This window comes from Falsiroseomonas selenitidurans (assembly GCF_012103215.1).
Lineage (GTDB): Bacteria > Pseudomonadota > Alphaproteobacteria > Acetobacterales > Acetobacteraceae > Falsiroseomonas > Falsiroseomonas selenitidurans.
The window spans coordinates 35,696-51,073 of record NZ_JAAVNE010000039.1; the positions used below are offsets into that span (position 1 = coordinate 35,696).

General features: G+C 71.4%; 15 protein-coding genes. 4 read left to right on the top strand and 11 right to left on the bottom strand.

Annotation, left to right across the window (positions count from 1 at the left end; genetic code table 11):
- Nucleotides 1-3 precede the first annotated feature (3 nt).
- Genes HEQ75_RS20135 through HEQ75_RS20150 form a run of 4 tightly spaced genes read right to left on the bottom strand, consistent with a single transcriptional unit; the run spans nucleotide 4 to nucleotide 4,575 of the window.
- Complete coding sequence (locus tag HEQ75_RS20135; protein ID WP_168033915.1) at nucleotides 4-717, bottom strand: ABC transporter ATP-binding protein; 714 nt, start codon at nucleotides 715-717, stop codon at nucleotides 4-6.
- Nucleotides 710-1,492: an ABC transporter ATP-binding protein gene (locus tag HEQ75_RS20140; protein WP_168033916.1), complete on the bottom strand. Its 783-nt coding sequence runs from the start codon at nucleotides 1,490-1,492 to the stop codon at nucleotides 710-712. Before HEQ75_RS20140 ends, HEQ75_RS20135 begins: the two co-directional genes overlap by 8 nt.
- Nucleotides 1,489-3,342: an ABC transporter permease gene (locus tag HEQ75_RS20145; protein WP_168033917.1), complete on the bottom strand. Its 1,854-nt coding sequence runs from the start codon at nucleotides 3,340-3,342 to the stop codon at nucleotides 1,489-1,491. The genes HEQ75_RS20140 and HEQ75_RS20145 overlap by 4 nt, the downstream gene beginning before the upstream one ends.
- Nucleotides 3,343-3,351: 9 nt before the next feature.
- Nucleotides 3,352-4,575 (bottom strand): ABC transporter substrate-binding protein, encoded by a 1,224-nt coding sequence (locus HEQ75_RS20150; protein ID WP_168033918.1) that lies wholly within the window; start codon nucleotides 4,573-4,575, stop codon nucleotides 3,352-3,354.
- 142 nt (nucleotides 4,576-4,717) lie between these two features.
- On the opposite strand from HEQ75_RS20150, the gene HEQ75_RS20155 reads away from it, so the two are divergent.
- Nucleotides 4,718-5,194, top strand: coding sequence for a DUF3830 family protein (locus HEQ75_RS20155; RefSeq protein ID WP_168033919.1), 477 nt, complete (start codon nucleotides 4,718-4,720; stop codon nucleotides 5,192-5,194).
- 7 nt (nucleotides 5,195-5,201) lie between these two features.
- Here HEQ75_RS20155 and HEQ75_RS20160 read toward each other — a convergent pair whose 3' ends face one another.
- The 7 genes from HEQ75_RS20160 to HEQ75_RS20190 all read right to left on the bottom strand — a co-directional run bounded on the left by HEQ75_RS20160 (nucleotide 5,202) and on the right by HEQ75_RS20190 (nucleotide 12,260).
- Nucleotides 5,202-6,170, bottom strand: a complete 969-nt coding sequence (locus HEQ75_RS20160; protein ID WP_168033920.1) for a succinylglutamate desuccinylase/aspartoacylase family protein — start codon at nucleotides 6,168-6,170, stop codon at nucleotides 5,202-5,204.
- A gap of 37 nt (nucleotides 6,171-6,207) precedes the next feature.
- A complete protein-coding gene (locus tag HEQ75_RS20165) occupies nucleotides 6,208-6,963 on the bottom strand; it encodes an ABC transporter permease (protein WP_168033921.1) in 756 nt (251 codons plus the stop codon).
- Nucleotides 6,963-7,922, bottom strand: a complete 960-nt coding sequence (locus HEQ75_RS20170; RefSeq protein ID WP_168033922.1) for an ABC transporter substrate-binding protein — start codon at nucleotides 7,920-7,922, stop codon at nucleotides 6,963-6,965. Before HEQ75_RS20170 ends, HEQ75_RS20165 begins: the two co-directional genes overlap by 1 nt.
- Before the next feature lie 11 nt (nucleotides 7,923-7,933).
- Nucleotides 7,934-8,701 (bottom strand): ABC transporter permease, encoded by a 768-nt coding sequence (locus HEQ75_RS20175; protein ID WP_168033923.1) that lies wholly within the window; start codon nucleotides 8,699-8,701, stop codon nucleotides 7,934-7,936.
- Nucleotides 8,691-9,440 (bottom strand): ABC transporter ATP-binding protein, encoded by a 750-nt coding sequence (locus tag HEQ75_RS20180; RefSeq protein WP_168033924.1) that lies wholly within the window; start codon nucleotides 9,438-9,440, stop codon nucleotides 8,691-8,693. The genes HEQ75_RS20175 and HEQ75_RS20180 overlap by 11 nt, the downstream gene beginning before the upstream one ends.
- Nucleotides 9,441-9,525: 85 nt before the next feature.
- A complete protein-coding gene (locus tag HEQ75_RS20185) occupies nucleotides 9,526-10,941 on the bottom strand; it encodes a glutamine synthetase family protein (RefSeq protein ID WP_168033925.1) in 1,416 nt (471 codons plus the stop codon).
- A complete protein-coding gene (locus tag HEQ75_RS20190; RefSeq protein ID WP_168033926.1) occupies nucleotides 10,938-12,260 on the bottom strand; it encodes an aromatic ring-hydroxylating dioxygenase subunit alpha in 1,323 nt (440 codons plus the stop codon). The genes HEQ75_RS20185 and HEQ75_RS20190 overlap by 4 nt, the downstream gene beginning before the upstream one ends.
- Before the next feature lie 145 nt (nucleotides 12,261-12,405).
- On the opposite strand from HEQ75_RS20190, the gene HEQ75_RS20195 reads away from it, so the two are divergent.
- From HEQ75_RS20195 to HEQ75_RS20205, 3 genes are all read left to right on the top strand, one after another.
- Complete coding sequence (locus HEQ75_RS20195) at nucleotides 12,406-13,206, top strand: IclR family transcriptional regulator domain-containing protein (RefSeq protein ID WP_168033927.1); 801 nt, start codon at nucleotides 12,406-12,408, stop codon at nucleotides 13,204-13,206.
- 79 nt (nucleotides 13,207-13,285) lie between these two features.
- Nucleotides 13,286-14,527: an NAD(P)/FAD-dependent oxidoreductase gene (locus HEQ75_RS20200; RefSeq protein ID WP_168033928.1), complete on the top strand. Its 1,242-nt coding sequence runs from the start codon at nucleotides 13,286-13,288 to the stop codon at nucleotides 14,525-14,527.
- Nucleotides 14,527-15,378 (top strand): hydantoinase/oxoprolinase N-terminal domain-containing protein (locus tag HEQ75_RS20205; RefSeq protein ID WP_328734501.1); only part of this gene is annotated, 852 nt, incomplete at its 3' end. The genes HEQ75_RS20200 and HEQ75_RS20205, both read left to right, overlap by 1 nt.

Consider the following 15,378-nt stretch of genomic DNA (forward strand, 5'->3'; position numbering starts at 1 on the left):
CTGCTACACCGTCAGATAGGTGGTGCGGATGGCCTCGTCCGCTTCCAGCGCTTCCATGCTGCCGGCGAAGCGGATGCTGCCACGCTCGATGACATAGGCGCGGTCGGCGACGGCGGCGGCGAAGTCCAGGCTCTGTTCGGACAGCAGCACCGCGATGCCTTCTGCCTTCATGCGCAGCACGGCTTCCGCCATCAGTTCCACGATCACCGGCGCCAGGCCTTCCGAAGGCTCGTCCAGCAGCACCGCGTCCGGGTTGCCCATCAGCGTGCGGGCGATGGTCAGCATCTGCTGTTCCCCGCCCGACATTGCCGCGGCGCTGCGGCCGCGCATCTCCGCCAGGTTGGGGAAAATTTCGTACAGGCGTTCCGGTGTCCAGGGCGGCCGGCCGCCACGCGCGGCGCGTCGCCCGACCTCCAGATTCTCCGCCACCGTCAGGTCGGTGAAGATGCGCCGGTCCTCCGGCACATAGCCCAGGCCCGCGCGGGCGATGCGGTAGGGCGCCCAGTTGGCGATCTCCGCGCCGGCGAAGCGGATGCGGCCGCCGCGCACCGGCAGCAGCCCCATGATGGCCTTCAGCGTGGTGGATTTGCCGGCACCGTTGCGCCCCATCAGCGCCGCCACCGCGCCGCGTTCGAGCGTGAGGTCGACGCCGAACAGTACCTCCGCCGGGCCATAGCCCGCGGTGATTCCTGAAACCTCCAGCACCGGGTCAGCCATGCGCCGCGCGCCTCGCCCGCAGCGCCGCCCGGTGGCCGGACTGCCCGAGATAGACGCGCTGCACCTCGGCGTTCGCGCGCACCTGCTCGGGCGGGCCCTCCGCGATCACCTCGCCCCGCACCAGCACCAGGATCCGGTCGGCATGGGCGAAGACGGCATCCATGTCGTGTTCCGTGAACAGCACGCCGATGCCCTGGCCGCGGGCGATGTTCGCCACCAGTTGCATCAGCCCGGCGCGTTCCCGCGGCGCCATGCCGGCTGTGGGCTCGTCCATCAGCAGCAGGCGCGGCGAGGCAGCGAGCGCGATGGCCAACTCCACGCGCTTCACATCGCCATAGGCCAGCTCGCCGATCGGGCGCTCGGCCTCCGCCGCCATGCCGACGCGGTCCAGCAGCGCCAGCGCCTGGTTGCGGTACAGCGCTTCCGCCCGCGCCACCACCTCCCGCGTCCGGCCGTGATGCGCGATCAGCGCCATCTGCACATTGCCCAGCACGGTCATGGACAGGAAGGTCTGCGCCACCTGGAAGGTGCGGCCGACGCCCAGCCGGCAGACCGCGCGCGGCGGCTGGCCGGTGATGTCGGCCCCGGCCAGCAGCACGCGCCCGGAATCCGGTGCCAGCTGGCCGCCCACCATGTTGAAGGTGGTGGATTTGCCGGCGCCGTTCGGGCCGATGATCGCCAGCATCTCGCCTTCCGCCAGGGCAAAGGACACATCCTTCGCCGCCACCACGCCACCGAAGGCCTTGTTCAGCCGCTCCGCCGCCAGCAGCGTCATGCGCGCCCCCTGAGCGCGCCATAGGCGCCGCCGAGCCCGCGCGGAAACACCAGCACCAGCGCGATGATGGAAGCGCCCAGGAAGAACCGCCAATGGTCGGTCAGCGGCATGAAGAAGTCCTTGATCGCATGGAAGGCCGCAGCCCCCGCCACGGCGCCCATCACCGTCTGGATGCCGCCCAGCAGGATCATCGCCAGGAAATCGACCGAAAGCGGAATCGCCAGCAGGGTCGGGTCGATGGAGCCCTTGGAGAAGGCATAGAGCCCGCCCGCCAGCCCTGCCGCGCCGCCGGCCAGCGTGAAGGCCAGCCAGCGATGCGTGCGCGCATCGATGCCGATGGCGTTCGCCCGCGCCTCCGAATCCCGTGCCGCCCGCAGCGTGGCGCCGAAGGGCGCATAGACCACGTGCCGCAGCGCCCAGATGCCCAGGATGCAGCAGGCCGCGACCAGGTAGTGGAACACGGCGCGGGAGCGCGCCCAGTCGGAGGGCCAGACGCCGACCACGCCATTGTCGCCGCCCGTCACCTCCACCCATTGGAAGCAGACCGCATAGGCGATCTGCGCGAAGGCGAGGGTCAGCATCGCCAGGTAGATGCCGGTCAGCCGCACCACGAAGAAGCCGAACAGCGCCGCGAAGGCGGCGCCCGCCACCGGCGCGGCCAGCAGCGCCGGCTCCATCGGCAGGCCCGCCTTCGTCACCAGCAGCCCCGCCGCATAGGCCCCCAGCCCGAAATAGGCGGCATGGCCGAAGGAGACGATGCCGCCATTGCCGACGAGGAAATTCAGCGAAAAGGCCGCCAGCGCGAAGATCAGGATCTCCGTCGCCACCTTCACCGCATAGCCGTCGCCCAGCACCGGCACCGCCAGCATGGCGGCGATGGCAAGCCCGGCGATCGCCTTCTCCCACGCCCCGAAGCGCGGCGTGGCAAGAATGCCCTCCGGCAGCGCGGCGCGACCGGCGGCGGTCTCCGGCCGGCCGAGCAGCCCCCAGGGCTTCACCACCAGCACCGCGGCCATCAGCAGGAACACCAGCACCAGCGTGATCTTCGGGAAGATCAGCACGCCGAAGGCGTTCAACTGCCCGATCAGCACCGCCGCCAGGAAGGCCCCGGGCACCGAGCCCATGCCGCCGATGACGGTGACGACGAAGGCTTCCGTGATGATCGACAGGTCCATCTGCGAGGAAACGGCCACGCGCGGAATCTGCAGCGCGCCGCCCAGCCCCGCCAGGAAGGCGCCGAGGAACAGCGTGCCGGTGAACAGCAGCGCCTGGTTGACGCCGAGCGCGCCCACCATCTCCCGGTCCCGCGTCGCGGCGCGGATCAGGATGCCGAAGCGCGTCCGGTGCATCAGCAGCCACAGCAGGCCGAGCACCGCCGGCCCGACGCCGATCAGCAGCAATTCATAGGCCGGGAAGCGCTGGCCGAGGATCTCCACCCCATGCCGCAGGCCGGGCGCGCGCGGCCCGGAAATCTCCACCGGCCCCCAGATCCACAGCACCGCGTCCTGCACCATCAGCACCACGCCGAAGGTGGCCAGAAGCTGGAACAACTCCGGCACCTTGTAGAGCCGGCGCAGCAGCAGCAATTCCATCAGCACGCCCAGCCCGCCGACGACAAGGGCGGAGGCGATGACGCCGGTGAAGAACAGCAGCGGCGAGCGGTCGAACTCGAACAGCCAGGGCACCAGCGTCACCGCCACATAGGCGCCCAGCATGTAGAAGCTGCCATGCGCGAAGTTGACGATGCGGGTGACACCGAAGACCAGTGTCAGGCCGGAGGCGATGACGAACAGCGACGACGCGCTGGCCAGCCCCGACAGGGACTGGACCAGCAGAAACCCGAGATCCATGCGGCGCGGTCAGCGCCCCGGGCGCGCGGCGCGCACCTCGGCCTCGGGGAACAGGAAGTCGGCGCCATCGGCGTAGCGGGCGTTGCGCATGGTGCCGGTGCGGCCGCGCAGCACGGTCTCCCCCACCCAGGTGCCCATGGTGCTCTGCTGGTCGATGCCGCGCATCAGCACGGAGCCGACGATGGTGTCCGTCCGCAGGCCCGGGAAGGCATCCACCAGCGCCTCGGTCTCCGTCGTGCCGGCCTTGTTCAGCAGCGCGGCCACCACCTGCGCGGTGACATAGCCCAGCACGCTGCCCTTGCGCGGCGTGTCGTTGAACCGGGCGCGGTAGGCGGCGACGAAGGCCTTGTGCGCCGGCGCCTCCACCTGCTCCCACGGATAGCCGGTGACGATCCAGCCATCCGGGCACTCATCGCCCAGCGGGATCATGTATTCCGGCTCCCCGGTCAGCAGGGAGAGCACGGTGCGGCGCTCGAACAGGCCGCGGGTGTTGCCCTCGCGCACGAAGGCGGTCAGGTCGGCGCCGAACAGCACGTTGAAGATGCCGTCCGGCCGCGCCTGCGCCAGCGCGCCCACCGTGGCCCCGGCATCGACGCGGCCGAGCGCCGGATACTGCTCCGCCACGATCTCCGCCCCCGGGATGGTGCCGCCGATCAGCTTCTTGAAGTTGGCGGCGGCGGACTGGCCGTATTCGTAGTTCGGCGCGACGATCGCCCAGCGCTTCGCCGTCTTGCCGCGCGCCGCTTCCACCACCATGCGCGTCTGCATGTAGGTGGAAGGCCGCAGGCGGAAGGTGTAGCGGTTGCCCTGGCCCATGGTCAGCGCATCGGTCAGCGGCTCCGTCGCCAGGAACAGCTTCTTCCGCTGGTTGGCGAAATCCGCCACCGCCAGCCCGACATTGGACAGGAAGGTGCCGGCCAGGAAGGCACAACCTTCGCGCGTCAGCAGATCCTCCGCCACCCGCACGGCGTCGCCGGGGGTGGAGCCGTCGTCGCGGAAGACGAATTCCAGCGGCCGCCCGCCCATCACGCCGCCGGCCTGGTTGATGCCGTCCACCGCCAGCTGGATGGCGTTGCGGTAAGGCACGGAGAAGGCCGCCATGCGGCTGTAGGAGTTCAGCTCCCCCACCTTGATCGGCGCGCCCTGCGCCGGTGCCAGGCCGGGCCGCAGCCCGGCGGCCAGGCCCGCACCCGCGGCAAGCGCGGCGCGGCGGGAAAGGGTGAATGCAGCCATGGCAAAGGCCCCCAGATCGCTTGTCCGCGCGTATCCTTGCCCGCGCGCGGGCCGCGGTCCAGCGGCTTTCCGCGCCGGCGCGCAGTTGACGCTGCCGCCGCGGCCGGATGATCCTTTCGCGGCTGAACACAGGAGACGCCCGATGTCCCGCATGTTGCGATTCACCTTCGTCGATGCCGGGGTCTCCGGCCGGGTTGAACTGCATGAAGCCCTGGCCGCCCGCACGGTGGACGCCATCTGGGGCGCACTCGCCACGCCGGTGCGCCAGCTTTCCTTCCACGCCATGTTCGCCGGGCCGGAGATCATGATCGGCCTGCCGCCGGAGAACCAGAATTTCGACCCGCGCAGCCTGCCGTCGGAAAACCAGACCGTGATCCCGACGCCGGGCGACGTGCTGTGGTTCTACCAGGCGCCGAACATGATGAAGGGCCTGGCCGACGAGTTCTGGGAGATCGGCATGTTCTACGGCGATGGCGGCCGCGTCTTCGGCCCGCTGGGCTGGACGCCGGTGACCATGTTCGGCCGCATGCTGCCCGAGGACCTTCCCGCCTTTGCCAAGGAATGCGCCGGCATCCGGCTGACCGGCGCGAAGATGCTGGAGATCCGGCGGGAGGGCTGAGCGGCGGCTACTTCCGCTCCACCACCTCCACCACCTGGTCGCCGGCATAGAGCGGCATCCAGGGGCGGCGGATGGAGCCGACCCAGGCCTGGGCGGCCGGGCAGGTGATGGTCTCCACCACCTGGCCGGTCATGTCGATCATCCGGCCCATCACCTCGCCGGCCACCATGTCCTGGCCGGGTTCCACCAGGCAGTCCCAGTAGCCGCCCTGGCTGCACTTCACATGCACGGCGTTGCCGCCGTAGCGGATATCCTCGGCCACCGGCGGCGTGCCGGGGATCATCCCCAGCGCCTGCGCCGTGCCGGTCAGCGCGGTCCTGAAATTGTCCAGGTCCAGAGCCCGCACCCGGGCGCCGCCGCCCGATTCCACGATCAGCGCCGCCTTGTCGTGCCGGCGGGTGACGTTGGTGAGGAAGGTGCCCTCCATCCAATCCTCCGTCGCGCCCCATTGGTAGCGGCTGCCCACCTGGGCCGAGAGCGCCTTGGAAGCGAGCTGCGCCGGGGAGGACCCCTTGGCGTCGTGGATGACGTAGAAGGCGGTGATGGTGAGTTCGCCGCCGCTGTGCAGGTCCAGCACCGCGTCGCCGCCCTGCTCGCCGGCCAGCGCCAGCAGCCGGTCCGCCAACTGCTCGCCGACGCTGCCCCTGGGGTTGCCAGGGAAGATGCGGTTCAGGTTGGTGCCGTCCTGCGGGATCAGCCGGCTGTGCATCCGCTGGCCCAGCGGGTTGGCCACCATCAGCGCGGCGATGCTGCCCTTGAAGGTCTTCAGGTCCAGCGCGCGAAGGAAGCGCGCCGCGGCGATCGGCCCGACATTCTCGCCGCCATGGATCAGGCACTGGATGTACAGCCGCGGCCCCGGCACCGCGCCGCGCGCCAGCATCACGGGCGAGAGCAGCGGGCCGATCGGGTCGCTGGTCAGCGCGATGGTGCCGGTGGCCAGCTCGCCCGGGGCGGCCTCGGCGGTGCCGAATTTCATCAGGGCATCTCCTGCAGGAAGCAGGGTTGGTAGCAGGTCAGCGGCCCATCGCGAACCACCAGTGGATGGCCCGGTGTTCCAGCGCCACGAAGCCGCGATTCAGCGCATAGCCCAGGCCGGCCAGCAGCAGCACCGTCGCATACATCTCCGGCGCCCTTCCGGCGAACTGCATCAGCACCAGGTAGCTGCCCACCCCCTGCTCGCCGGCGATCATCTCCGCCACCACCGTCACCACCAGCGCGAGCCCCAGCGCCACGCGCAGCCCGGCAAGGGTGTAGGGCAGGCAGGACGGCAGCACGATGCAGGCCGCGCGGCGCCAGGGGCCGATCCCGAAGGTGCGGCCCATCGCCAGCGCCTCCGCCTCCACAGCGCGCACGCCCTGCATGGTGTTGGTCAGCACCGGGAAGAACACGGTCAGCGCCACCACGGTGATCTTCATCGGATCATCGAGGCCGAGGAACAACACCAGCGGCGGGATCACCGCGGGGATGGGGATGGGCCGCACCGCCTCCACCACCAGCCCGAACAGCCGCGCCGTCAGCGGCACCAGGGCGAAAGCCAGCCCCACCGCCACCCCCGCTGCGCCGCCAGCCAGCAGCCCCGCGGCCATGCGGTACAGGGAACCGCCGACGCGCGCCGGCAGCTCCCCCGTCACGCTGTCCTGCCACAGGGCCCGCAGCACCTCCGTCACCGGCGGCCAGTTCGGGCTGTCCACCCAGCCGAAGCGCGCGGAGGCTTCCCAGAGCGCGAGCAGGCCGAGCACCAGCCAGGTGCCGGAGGTGGGCGCGCGCATCAGACGCGCGCGGTGCGGTGGATCAGCCCGGCGCTGGCCGGGTAGCTGCCGGTCAGGCCGTAGCGCTGCATCGTCGCCACCAGCGTATCCAGCTCCGCCGGCGTCACGCCCTTCGGATAGGCCGGCAGCGCCGTCCGCTGCAGGCGCGCCAGCGGAACGCGGGAGAAGGCGGCGATGAGTTCGAGCAGCGCCGGCTGGCCGGCCCGTGCATTCACCCAGTCCACACCCTTGTGCAGCGCGCGGGCGAAGCGGTCGAACAGCTCGGCATTCGCCGCCAGGTCCTCGGCCATCGCCACGTATTGCGCGTTGGTGCCGCCCGGCGCCGTCTCGCTGATCGGCCAGCCGATGCGCTCCAGCCTGTCGCCATGCGTCTCCAGCGCCGCGGCGACGAAGGGCTCGGAGAAGATGGCGGCATCGACGCGGCCGCCGGCCAGCGCATCGGCCATCTGCGGGAAGGGCACCTCCACGGTGCTGACGCGGCGCCAGTCGCCGCCGGTCTTTTCCACCCAGGCCATGCCGCGCAGCCAGACGATGTTGTTGCGTGTGTTCGACGCCAGGCGCTTGCCCTCAAGGTCCTTGCCCGTGGCGATGCCGGAGCCCTTGCGCACCAGCAGCGCCAGGATGTCCGGCGGGCTGTCCTTGCCGACGCTGGCGCCGGAGACGAAGCGGAAGGGCAGGCCCTCGCGCACGCCGAGCATGATGGACACGACGTTGGAGAACACCACGCGGAACTGCCCGGCCACCAGGCCCGGCAGGCCGGTGGCGCCGCCGGCGGTGGTGGAGGTGTCGATCTCGATCCCCTCCGCCGCGAAGTAGCCTTCGCGGATGGCAGCATGCAGTGGCGCCACATCCAGCACGGGGATCACGCTGACCCGCATTTTCGTCGGCGCCTGCGCGTGAAGCGCGGGGGCGGCCAGGGCTGCCGGAAGCGCCAGGGTGGCACGGCGGGTGATGTTCATGAAAAGCCTCCTTATGGGTTGCGGTTCTGCCAATGCAGCGCCCGGCGTTCGAGGGCTGCGACTATCCCGTTCAGGACCAGACCCAGCACAGCCAGGATCACCAGCCAGGCGTACATCTGCCGGATCAGGAAACTCCGCTGCATGTCGAGGATCAGGAAGCCGAGCCCGCCCTCCCCGGCCAGCATCTCCGCCAGCACCGCCAGCACCAGGGCCAGGCCCAGGCTGATGCGCATGCCGGCCAGCACGAAGGGCAGTGCGGCGGGCAGCACCAGGTGGCGCAGCGTGTGCGCGCTGCCCCAGCCATGCGTGCGCGCCGCATCCAGCATCACCCGGTCCACCCCGCGCACGCCCTGCAGCGTGTTCAGCAGCACGGGAAAGATCACCACCAGCGCAACGGAGGTGACCTTCATGGTGAAGCCGATGCCGAGGAACAGCATCAGCGGTGGCACCAGGGCCGATTTCGGCACCGGCCGCACCAGCTCCACCAGCGGCTCGAACAGCCGGAAGGCGGCGGGCCACCAGCCCATGGCGGTGCCGAGCAGCACGCCGATCAGCGACCCGATGGCAAACCCGGCGAACACCAGCTGCAGCGTCGCCAGCAGCGGGTCCACGAAGGCGCCGCTGGCCAGCAGATCCCACAGCGTGGCGCCGATGACGGATGGCGGCGGCAGCAGCACGCGACGGATCAACCCCGCCTGCACCGCCCATTCCAGCCCCGCCAGCAACAGCGCCAGCACGGCCACGCCCGGCAGGACGGCGCGCACCCGGTCACCCCACATGGCGCGTCATCAGCCGCTCCAGCAGCGCATGGCGCAGTTCGAGGAAACGCGGCAATTCGCGCGTGGCCACGGGGTCGCGCGGGCGGTCGATGCCGACCTCGATCACCTGCGCCACCGTGGTCGGGCGCGGCGTCAGCACGGCGATGCGGTCCGCCAGCGTGATCGCCTCCTCCACGTCATGCGTCACCAGCAGCACGGTCAGCTTCCGCCGCGCGCAGATCTCCAGCACCAGCGCGTGCAGGTCCAGCCGCGTCAGCGCATCCACCGCGCTGAACGGCTCGTCCATCAGCAGCAGGGCGGGCTCCGCCGCCAGGGCACGGGCGATCGCCACGCGCTGCTGCATGCCGCCCGACAGCTGCCAGGGATAGTGGTCGCCGAAGCCGGCCAGGCCCACCTGCGCCAGCGGCGCTTCCGCCGCCGCGCGCGCCGCCCGGCGGCCGATGCGGTGTTCCAGCGCGAAGGCCACATTGTCCCGCACGCTGCGCCAGGGCAGCAGCGAGCGGCTGTATTGCTGGAACACATAGACCGCTTCCGGCGGCGGCGCCGTGATCGGCCGGCCGAGCACGCGGACCACGCCCTCCGTCGGCGGCAGAAGCCCGGCCGCCATCTGCAGCAGCGTGGATTTGCCGCAGCCGGAGGGGCCGAGCACCGCCATGAACTCGCCCGCCCGCACCTCGAGCGAGACGCGCTCCATCACCCGCGCCGGCGGGCCGCCGCGGGTCGGGAACGCCTTGCTCACCGCGTCCAACTCCAGAAGCATCCGCTTCCCTTTCCGTTGGCCGTGCGGCGTTTCGCGGACAGGGTCGTTGCCCCGTCCTTCCCCGTCAGAACAGTTCGAAATACTCGCGGTGTTCCCAGGCCGAGACCTCGGCCTCGAAGCGGGCGATCTCGGCGCGCTTCAGCCGCGCGAAATAATCGATGAAGACGTCGCCGAAGGCCGCGCGTGCCGCCTCGCTTTCCTCCAGCGCCGCCAAGGCCTCCGCCAGGCTGCGCGGCAGCAGCGGCGCCGCCGTCTCATAGGGCGTGTCGGCCGGCGGGCCGGGGTCGCGTTGCGCCGCCAAGCCCTCCAGCCCGTAGGCGAGCTGCGAGGCGAGATAGAAATACGGGTTCGCCGCCGGTTCCCCCACCCGGTTCTCCAGCCGCGTCGCGGCATCGCCGGGTGCCCCCAGCGCGCGCACCATCACGCCGCGATTGTCGATGCCCCAGATGGCGCGGTCCGGCGCCAGGGAATGGCTGCGGTAGCGGCGATAGCCGTTGATGGTGGGCGTGGAGAAGGCGGCCGCCGCGGGCGCATGGTGCAGCAGCCCACCGAGGAAATGCCGCGCCGTCTGCGACAGCAGCGTGCCATCCCCGATGAAGGCGTTGCGCCCATCCTTCACCAGCGACTGGTGCAGGTGCCAGCCGGAGGACATCACGTTGGGGATGCGCGGGCGGCACATGAAGGTGGCGTGGTAGCCATGCCGCCGTGCCACCTGCTTCACCGCGCTGCGGAACAGCACCATGGCATCGGCGCTGGCCAGCCCGGCCTGCGGGCCGAAGGTGAATTCGACCTGGCTCGGCCCGTACTCCACCTCCATCGAGCGCAGCGGCAGGCCCAGCGCCTGGATCTCGCGGCGCAGGATTTCCAGCACCGGGTCGAGCTGGTCGTAGCGCAGCTCCGTCAGGTAGTTGTAGCCCAGCGTCAGCAGCGCGACATCCGGCGGCGTGCCGGGCTGGCCGGCATCCTCCGGCGCCAGCTTCGGGTCGGTGAGGCGGAACAGGTGGAACTCCACCTCCAGCCCCGTGACGTAGTCGAAGCCCTGCGATGCGGCGCGTGAAACCTGCTGGCGCAGCAGGTGGCGCGTATCCAGCGGCACCGGTCGGCCATCCGGGAAGAAGGCGTCGCAGAGGATCCAGCCGGTATGCGGCGCCCAGGGCAGGATGCGGAAGGTGGCGGGGTCGGGGATCAGCAGCGCGTCCGCCGCGCCCTCCATCGCCTTCTCGCCCATCGCCCCGCCGGCGGACCAAACCGGAAAGACCGTGCGGTGGGAGGTGTCCTTCAGCAGCAGCGTGGTGGTCATCGCCACGCCATTGGCCAGCGCGCCGGCGGCCTCGCCGGCCATGATGGTCTTGCCGCGCAGGATGCCGTGCTGGTCGGGGAAGGCCAGGCGCAGCACGCCGAGGCCCGCCGCGTCGATCTGCCGCAGCACCTCCGCGTGCAGCCCGGGCTGCTCCAGCCCGTGCTTTTGAACAAAACTCATTCGGCGGCGAGTGCCGGCGGTGCCCAGGGGGCGGCGCCGCGGCGGCGGGCCACGGCCTCGCGCCAGCGCGCCTGCCATTCGGCACTCGGCGCCATGGTGTCGATGGTGGCGGGGCCGACGATGCCGGTCGCGGCGGCATCCTGCATCAGCGCCGGCAGCCGGCCTTCCTCCATCGCCGCCATGGCGCGCATCAGCAGGCGGCGGTTGGCGGCGATCGCCTTGTCGCTGCTCGCCAGATTCTCCCGCGTCCGGTCCTGGATGGCACCCTGCGATTCGACGGCCCACTGGTCGTGGACGTTGATGTCCTCGCCCATGCCCGTATAGGTCGCGCTGGCCTGTTCCTCGGGGTCGAAGCCGTAGTCGTTGTGGGCGCCCAGCTTCGGCAGGTAGTCCGGCAGGCTGTAGGATTCCAGCCGCTGCGCGCGCATCTGCGCGCGGTCCACGGGCTTGGCGAAGCTGGTGAAGATCGCCACCCAGTAGGTGCGCGTGTCGTCCACCGGCAGGTGCCACTGCGTAATGGTCATCTCCGCGCTCATCGGGATGACGAAGGCCTGGGGGAAGACCAGGTTGGTGACGCGCACATGAGTCGTCGCCTCGTTGATGGTGCGCAGCGCGGTGACGCGCAGGCCGTAATCGGTGGTTTCCACCTCGATCCGCGGCCGGGCATATTCGCGCAGCACATAGGTCATCGGCAGGTCGGAGCCGTCGGAGGTGGCGCGGAACTGCTTGCCATAGGCATCCGCCGCGTCGCCATCCTCGAAGAAGCGGTGCAGGAAGCTCGCATGGGCGGGGTCGATGCCCACCTCCAGCGCCTGCAGCCAGTTGCAGGCGATCAGGCCCTTGAAGGCGAAGGTGTGGCTGTCCGGCGCGGTGAAGCAGTCCAGCGCCGGAAAGGGCGGCGCCTCACCCTCGCCCAGGAAGGCGAAGATCACGCCGCTGCGCAGCACCACCGGGTAGGATCGCTGGCGGATGCGGGTGCAGAGCGTGCTGCCCTCCGGCTCCGCCGGCGTGTCCAGGCATTTTCCCTGCACGTCGAACAGCCAGCCATGGAAGGGGCAGCGCAGCCCGCCATCCTCCAGCCGCCCGAAGGCCAGGTCGGCGTTGCGGTGCGGGCAGTCGCGGTCGAGCAGGCCGAGCCGCCCGGCCTCATCCCGGAACAGCACGAAATCCTGGCCCAGCGCGCGCACGGCACGCACCGGGCGCGGACCCTCCAGCTCATCCGCCAGGGCGATCGGCTGCCAGTAGCGGCGCAGCACGCGGCCGCCCGGCGTCGCGGGGCCGACCCGGGTCAGGCGTTCATTCTGCTCGGCGGGGATCATCGGCAGGCGCTTGTCGGGCAGGAGATCATGGCGGCGGCGGCTCCGGCGGCACTGTTCGCAGTAGTGTTCACTGACCGAACATCTGTGCGATAGACTAGCCAAAGCCACGCGGCGCCGACAAGCCGCCATTGCGGGAATGAGAAAGATGCCGCGCCTGAACGCCGGGGACGCGACGCGACGAGAGGCCGCCGGCCATGGGCCGGACTTCCTGGAAGCCCTGGCCCGCGGCCTCGCCGTGCTGCAGGCCTTCGGGCCGGAGCGGCGGCAGATGACCCTGGCGGAGGCCGCCCGCGCCGTGGACCTGCCCCGCGCGACGGTGCGCCGCGCGCTGCACACGCTGGTCACGCTGGGGCACCTGGAGAGCGACGGCCGGCTGTTCCGGCTGACGCCGCGCGTGCTGCGCCTGGCCGCCGGGTATCTCGGCGCCAATGGCCTGTCCAGCATCCTGCAGCCGCGCTGCGAACAGCTCAGCGCCCAGTTCGGCGCGCCCTGTTCCGCCGCCGTGCTGGACGGGCCGGAGATCGTCTTCATCGCCTATGGCCAGCCGGCGCGGCTGCTGAACCTGACGACGATGGTCGGCCTGCGCCTGCCCGCCTTCTGCACGGCGCTCGGCCGCGTGCTGCTGGCCGGGCTGCCGGAGGCGGAGATGGAGGCGCTGCTGCAACGCCACCCGCCGCACGCCGTGACCGCGCAGACCGAGCTCGACCCGCTGCGCATCCGCCGCCGCATCGCCAGGGCGCGCAGCGAGGGCTTCGCGCTGGTGGACCAGGAGGCCGAGCAGGGCTTCCGTTCCCTCGCCGTGCCGCTGCGCCGGCACGATGGCCGCGTCGTCGCCGCGCTGAACATCGGCATGCACAGTGAACGCGGCACGGCCGCGGCGCTGCGCGAGGCGGTGCTGCCGACACTGCGGGCGCAGGCCGCGGACCTCGCCTGCCAGTTCCTGTAGGGTCGTTGCGCCGCGCGCGCCGCGCGGGTTAGCATTCGCACACTCGTTCGGTCTTCGAACATCGGCCCAGGGAACCAGCATGCGCATCGCGGTGATCGGCAACGGCATCGTCGGCACCGCCACCGCCGCCTGGCTGCAGCGCGATGGCCACCAGGTGACCTTCGTCGACCCGCTGGGCCCGGCGGAGGCGACCTCCTTCGGCAATGCCGGCTCCCTCTCGCCTTCCGCCTGCCTGCCGGTCGGCATGCCCGGCATGTGGAAGAAGGTGCCGGGCTGGCTGCTGGATCCGCTCGGCCCGCTGGCCGTGCGCTGGTGGTATGCGCCGGTCGTCGCGCCCTGGCTGGCGCGCTTCCTGCAGCATTCCTCGCGCGACGAGGTGGTGCGCATCGCCACCGCGCTGCGCGGTCTGCTGGCGCCGATCTTCGATTGCTACGAGCCGCTGCTGCAGCGCGCCAATGCCAGCGGGCTGATGCGCCGCTCCGGCTGTCTCTATGTCTATTCGGGGCCGGAGGCCGCGCGGCAATGGGCCTGGGGCATGAACCTCCGCCGCTCCCTCGGCGTCGAGATGCGCGACGTGGCCGAAGATGAACTCGTCGCGCTGGAGCCAGACCTGAAGGGCCGCTTCCGCTTCGGCATCCTGGCGCCGGAGAATGGCAGCACGCTCGACCCCGCGGCGATGACGCGCGCATTGTTCGAGCAATGCGAACGCGATGGCGCGCAGGTGCACCGCGCCCGCGTCACCGGCTTCCGCATCAAGGGCGGATCCGTCCATGCGCTGGAACTGGATGGCGGCGTGACGCTGGAGACGGAGGGCGTGGTGCTGGCCGGCGGCGCCTGGTCGGCGAAACTTGCAGGCCAGCTCGGCCCGCGCATCCCGCTGGAGACGCAGCGCGGCTACCATGTGACGGTCGGCAGCAACAACCTGGCGCTGCGCCACACGGTGATGGCGGTGGAACACAACCTGATGGTGAACCCGATGCGCATGGGCCTGCGCCTGGCAGGCTCCGTCGAATTCGCGGGCCTCGGCGCCGCGCCGGATTTCCGCCGCGCAGCGGTGCTGCTGGCGCGCGGGAAGGAGATGTTCCCGCATCTCGATACCAGCGTCACCAGCGAATGGATGGGCCACCGCCCCTGCCTGCCGGACAGCCTGCCGGTCATCGGCCGCGCACCGCGGGTGGACAATGCCTGGTTCGCCTTCGGCCATGGCCATGTCGGCATGTGCGGCGCCGCCAGCACCGGGCGGGAGGTGGCGCATCTGGTCGCCGGCCGCGACCCGGAGATCGAGCTCGCCCCCTTCGCCCCGACCCGCTGGGCGGCGTGATGGGCTTCGACGTTGCGATCGACCTCGGCGGCGATTTCTCCGACCTCGCCGCCTTCGCGCCGGGCGAGGCGCCGATCCTGCTGAAGCGCCCGGCCGATCCGGGGGCGACGCTGCCGCAGGCGGTGGCGGCGCTGCTGGCGGCGGCCGGCCTGCCCCGGCACCGCGTTGCCCGGCTTCGCCTGGCCACCACCCTGGCGACCAACGCCCTGCTCGCCGGCACGGCGAGCCCGGTGGCACTGCTGGCCACGGAGGGCTTCTGCGACATCCCCGACCTCGGCCGCCAGTCCAAGGCGGACCCCGACGAGGCGAACCCGCCGCCACCGACGCCGCTCTGGCTTTCCCCGCCGGCCTGGCGCTTCGGCCTGGCCGGGCGGATCGATGCGCGGGGCGCGGCGGTGGCGCCGGTGGGGCCGCTGCCGGCCGGGCTGCTCGCCCTGCCGCCCGGCACGCCGGTGGCCATCTGCCTGCTGTTCGCACCGCTGAACCCGGCGCATGAACTGGCCGCGGCGCGCGCCATCGCCGCGGCGCGGCCGGACCTGCCGCTGTCGCTCTCGCACCAGGTTGACCCGGCGCTGCGGGAGTTCGAGCGGACGCTGGCCACGCTGGCCGATGCGGCGCTGAAGCCGCTGCTGGCGGCGCGGCTGGCGGGGCTGGCGCCGGAGCCCTGGATGCTGCGCGCCGAAGGCGGCCTGGCGCCGCTGTCCGAGGCGCTGGCGCGGCCGCTGGGCCTGGCGCTGTCCGGGCCGGCGGCCGGGGCGCGGGCGGTGGCGCATTGGGCCGGGACGGCGGATGCCATCGGCCTCGACATCGGCGGCACCACGGCGGAGGTCAGCCTGGTGCGCGCCGGCCGG

What these genes read in the sequence shown, in the direction of transcription:
- HEQ75_RS20175 (WP_168033923.1), bottom strand. Translation starts at nt 8,701, where the DNA reads ATGTGGGGTGACCGGGTGCGCGCCGTCCTGCCGGGCGTGGCCGTGCTG.
- HEQ75_RS20150 (WP_168033918.1), bottom strand. Translation starts at nt 4,575, where the DNA reads ATGGCTGCATTCACCCTTTCCCGCCGCGCCGCGCTTGCCGCGGGTGCG.
- HEQ75_RS20155 (WP_168033919.1), top strand. Translation starts at nt 4,718, where the DNA reads ATGTCCCGCATGTTGCGATTCACCTTCGTCGATGCCGGGGTCTCCGGC.
- HEQ75_RS20135 (WP_168033915.1), bottom strand. Translation starts at nt 717, where the DNA reads ATGGCTGACCCGGTGCTGGAGGTTTCAGGAATCACCGCGGGCTATGGC.
- HEQ75_RS20195 (WP_168033927.1), top strand. Translation starts at nt 12,406, where the DNA reads ATGCCGCGCCTGAACGCCGGGGACGCGACGCGACGAGAGGCCGCCGGC.
- HEQ75_RS20185 (WP_168033925.1), bottom strand. Translation starts at nt 10,941, where the DNA reads ATGAGTTTTGTTCAAAAGCACGGGCTGGAGCAGCCCGGGCTGCACGCG.
- HEQ75_RS20170 (WP_168033922.1), bottom strand. Translation starts at nt 7,922, where the DNA reads ATGAACATCACCCGCCGTGCCACCCTGGCGCTTCCGGCAGCCCTGGCC.
- HEQ75_RS20165 (WP_168033921.1), bottom strand. Translation starts at nt 6,963, where the DNA reads ATGCGCGCGCCCACCTCCGGCACCTGGCTGGTGCTCGGCCTGCTCGCG.
- HEQ75_RS20145 (WP_168033917.1), bottom strand. Translation starts at nt 3,342, where the DNA reads ATGGATCTCGGGTTTCTGCTGGTCCAGTCCCTGTCGGGGCTGGCCAGC.
- HEQ75_RS20200 (WP_168033928.1), top strand. Translation starts at nt 13,286, where the DNA reads ATGCGCATCGCGGTGATCGGCAACGGCATCGTCGGCACCGCCACCGCC.
- HEQ75_RS20160 (WP_168033920.1), bottom strand. Translation starts at nt 6,170, where the DNA reads ATGAAATTCGGCACCGCCGAGGCCGCCCCGGGCGAGCTGGCCACCGGC.
- HEQ75_RS20140 (WP_168033916.1), bottom strand. Translation starts at nt 1,492, where the DNA reads ATGACGCTGCTGGCGGCGGAGCGGCTGAACAAGGCCTTCGGTGGCGTG.
- HEQ75_RS20190 (WP_168033926.1), bottom strand. Translation starts at nt 12,260, where the DNA reads ATGATCCCCGCCGAGCAGAATGAACGCCTGACCCGGGTCGGCCCCGCG.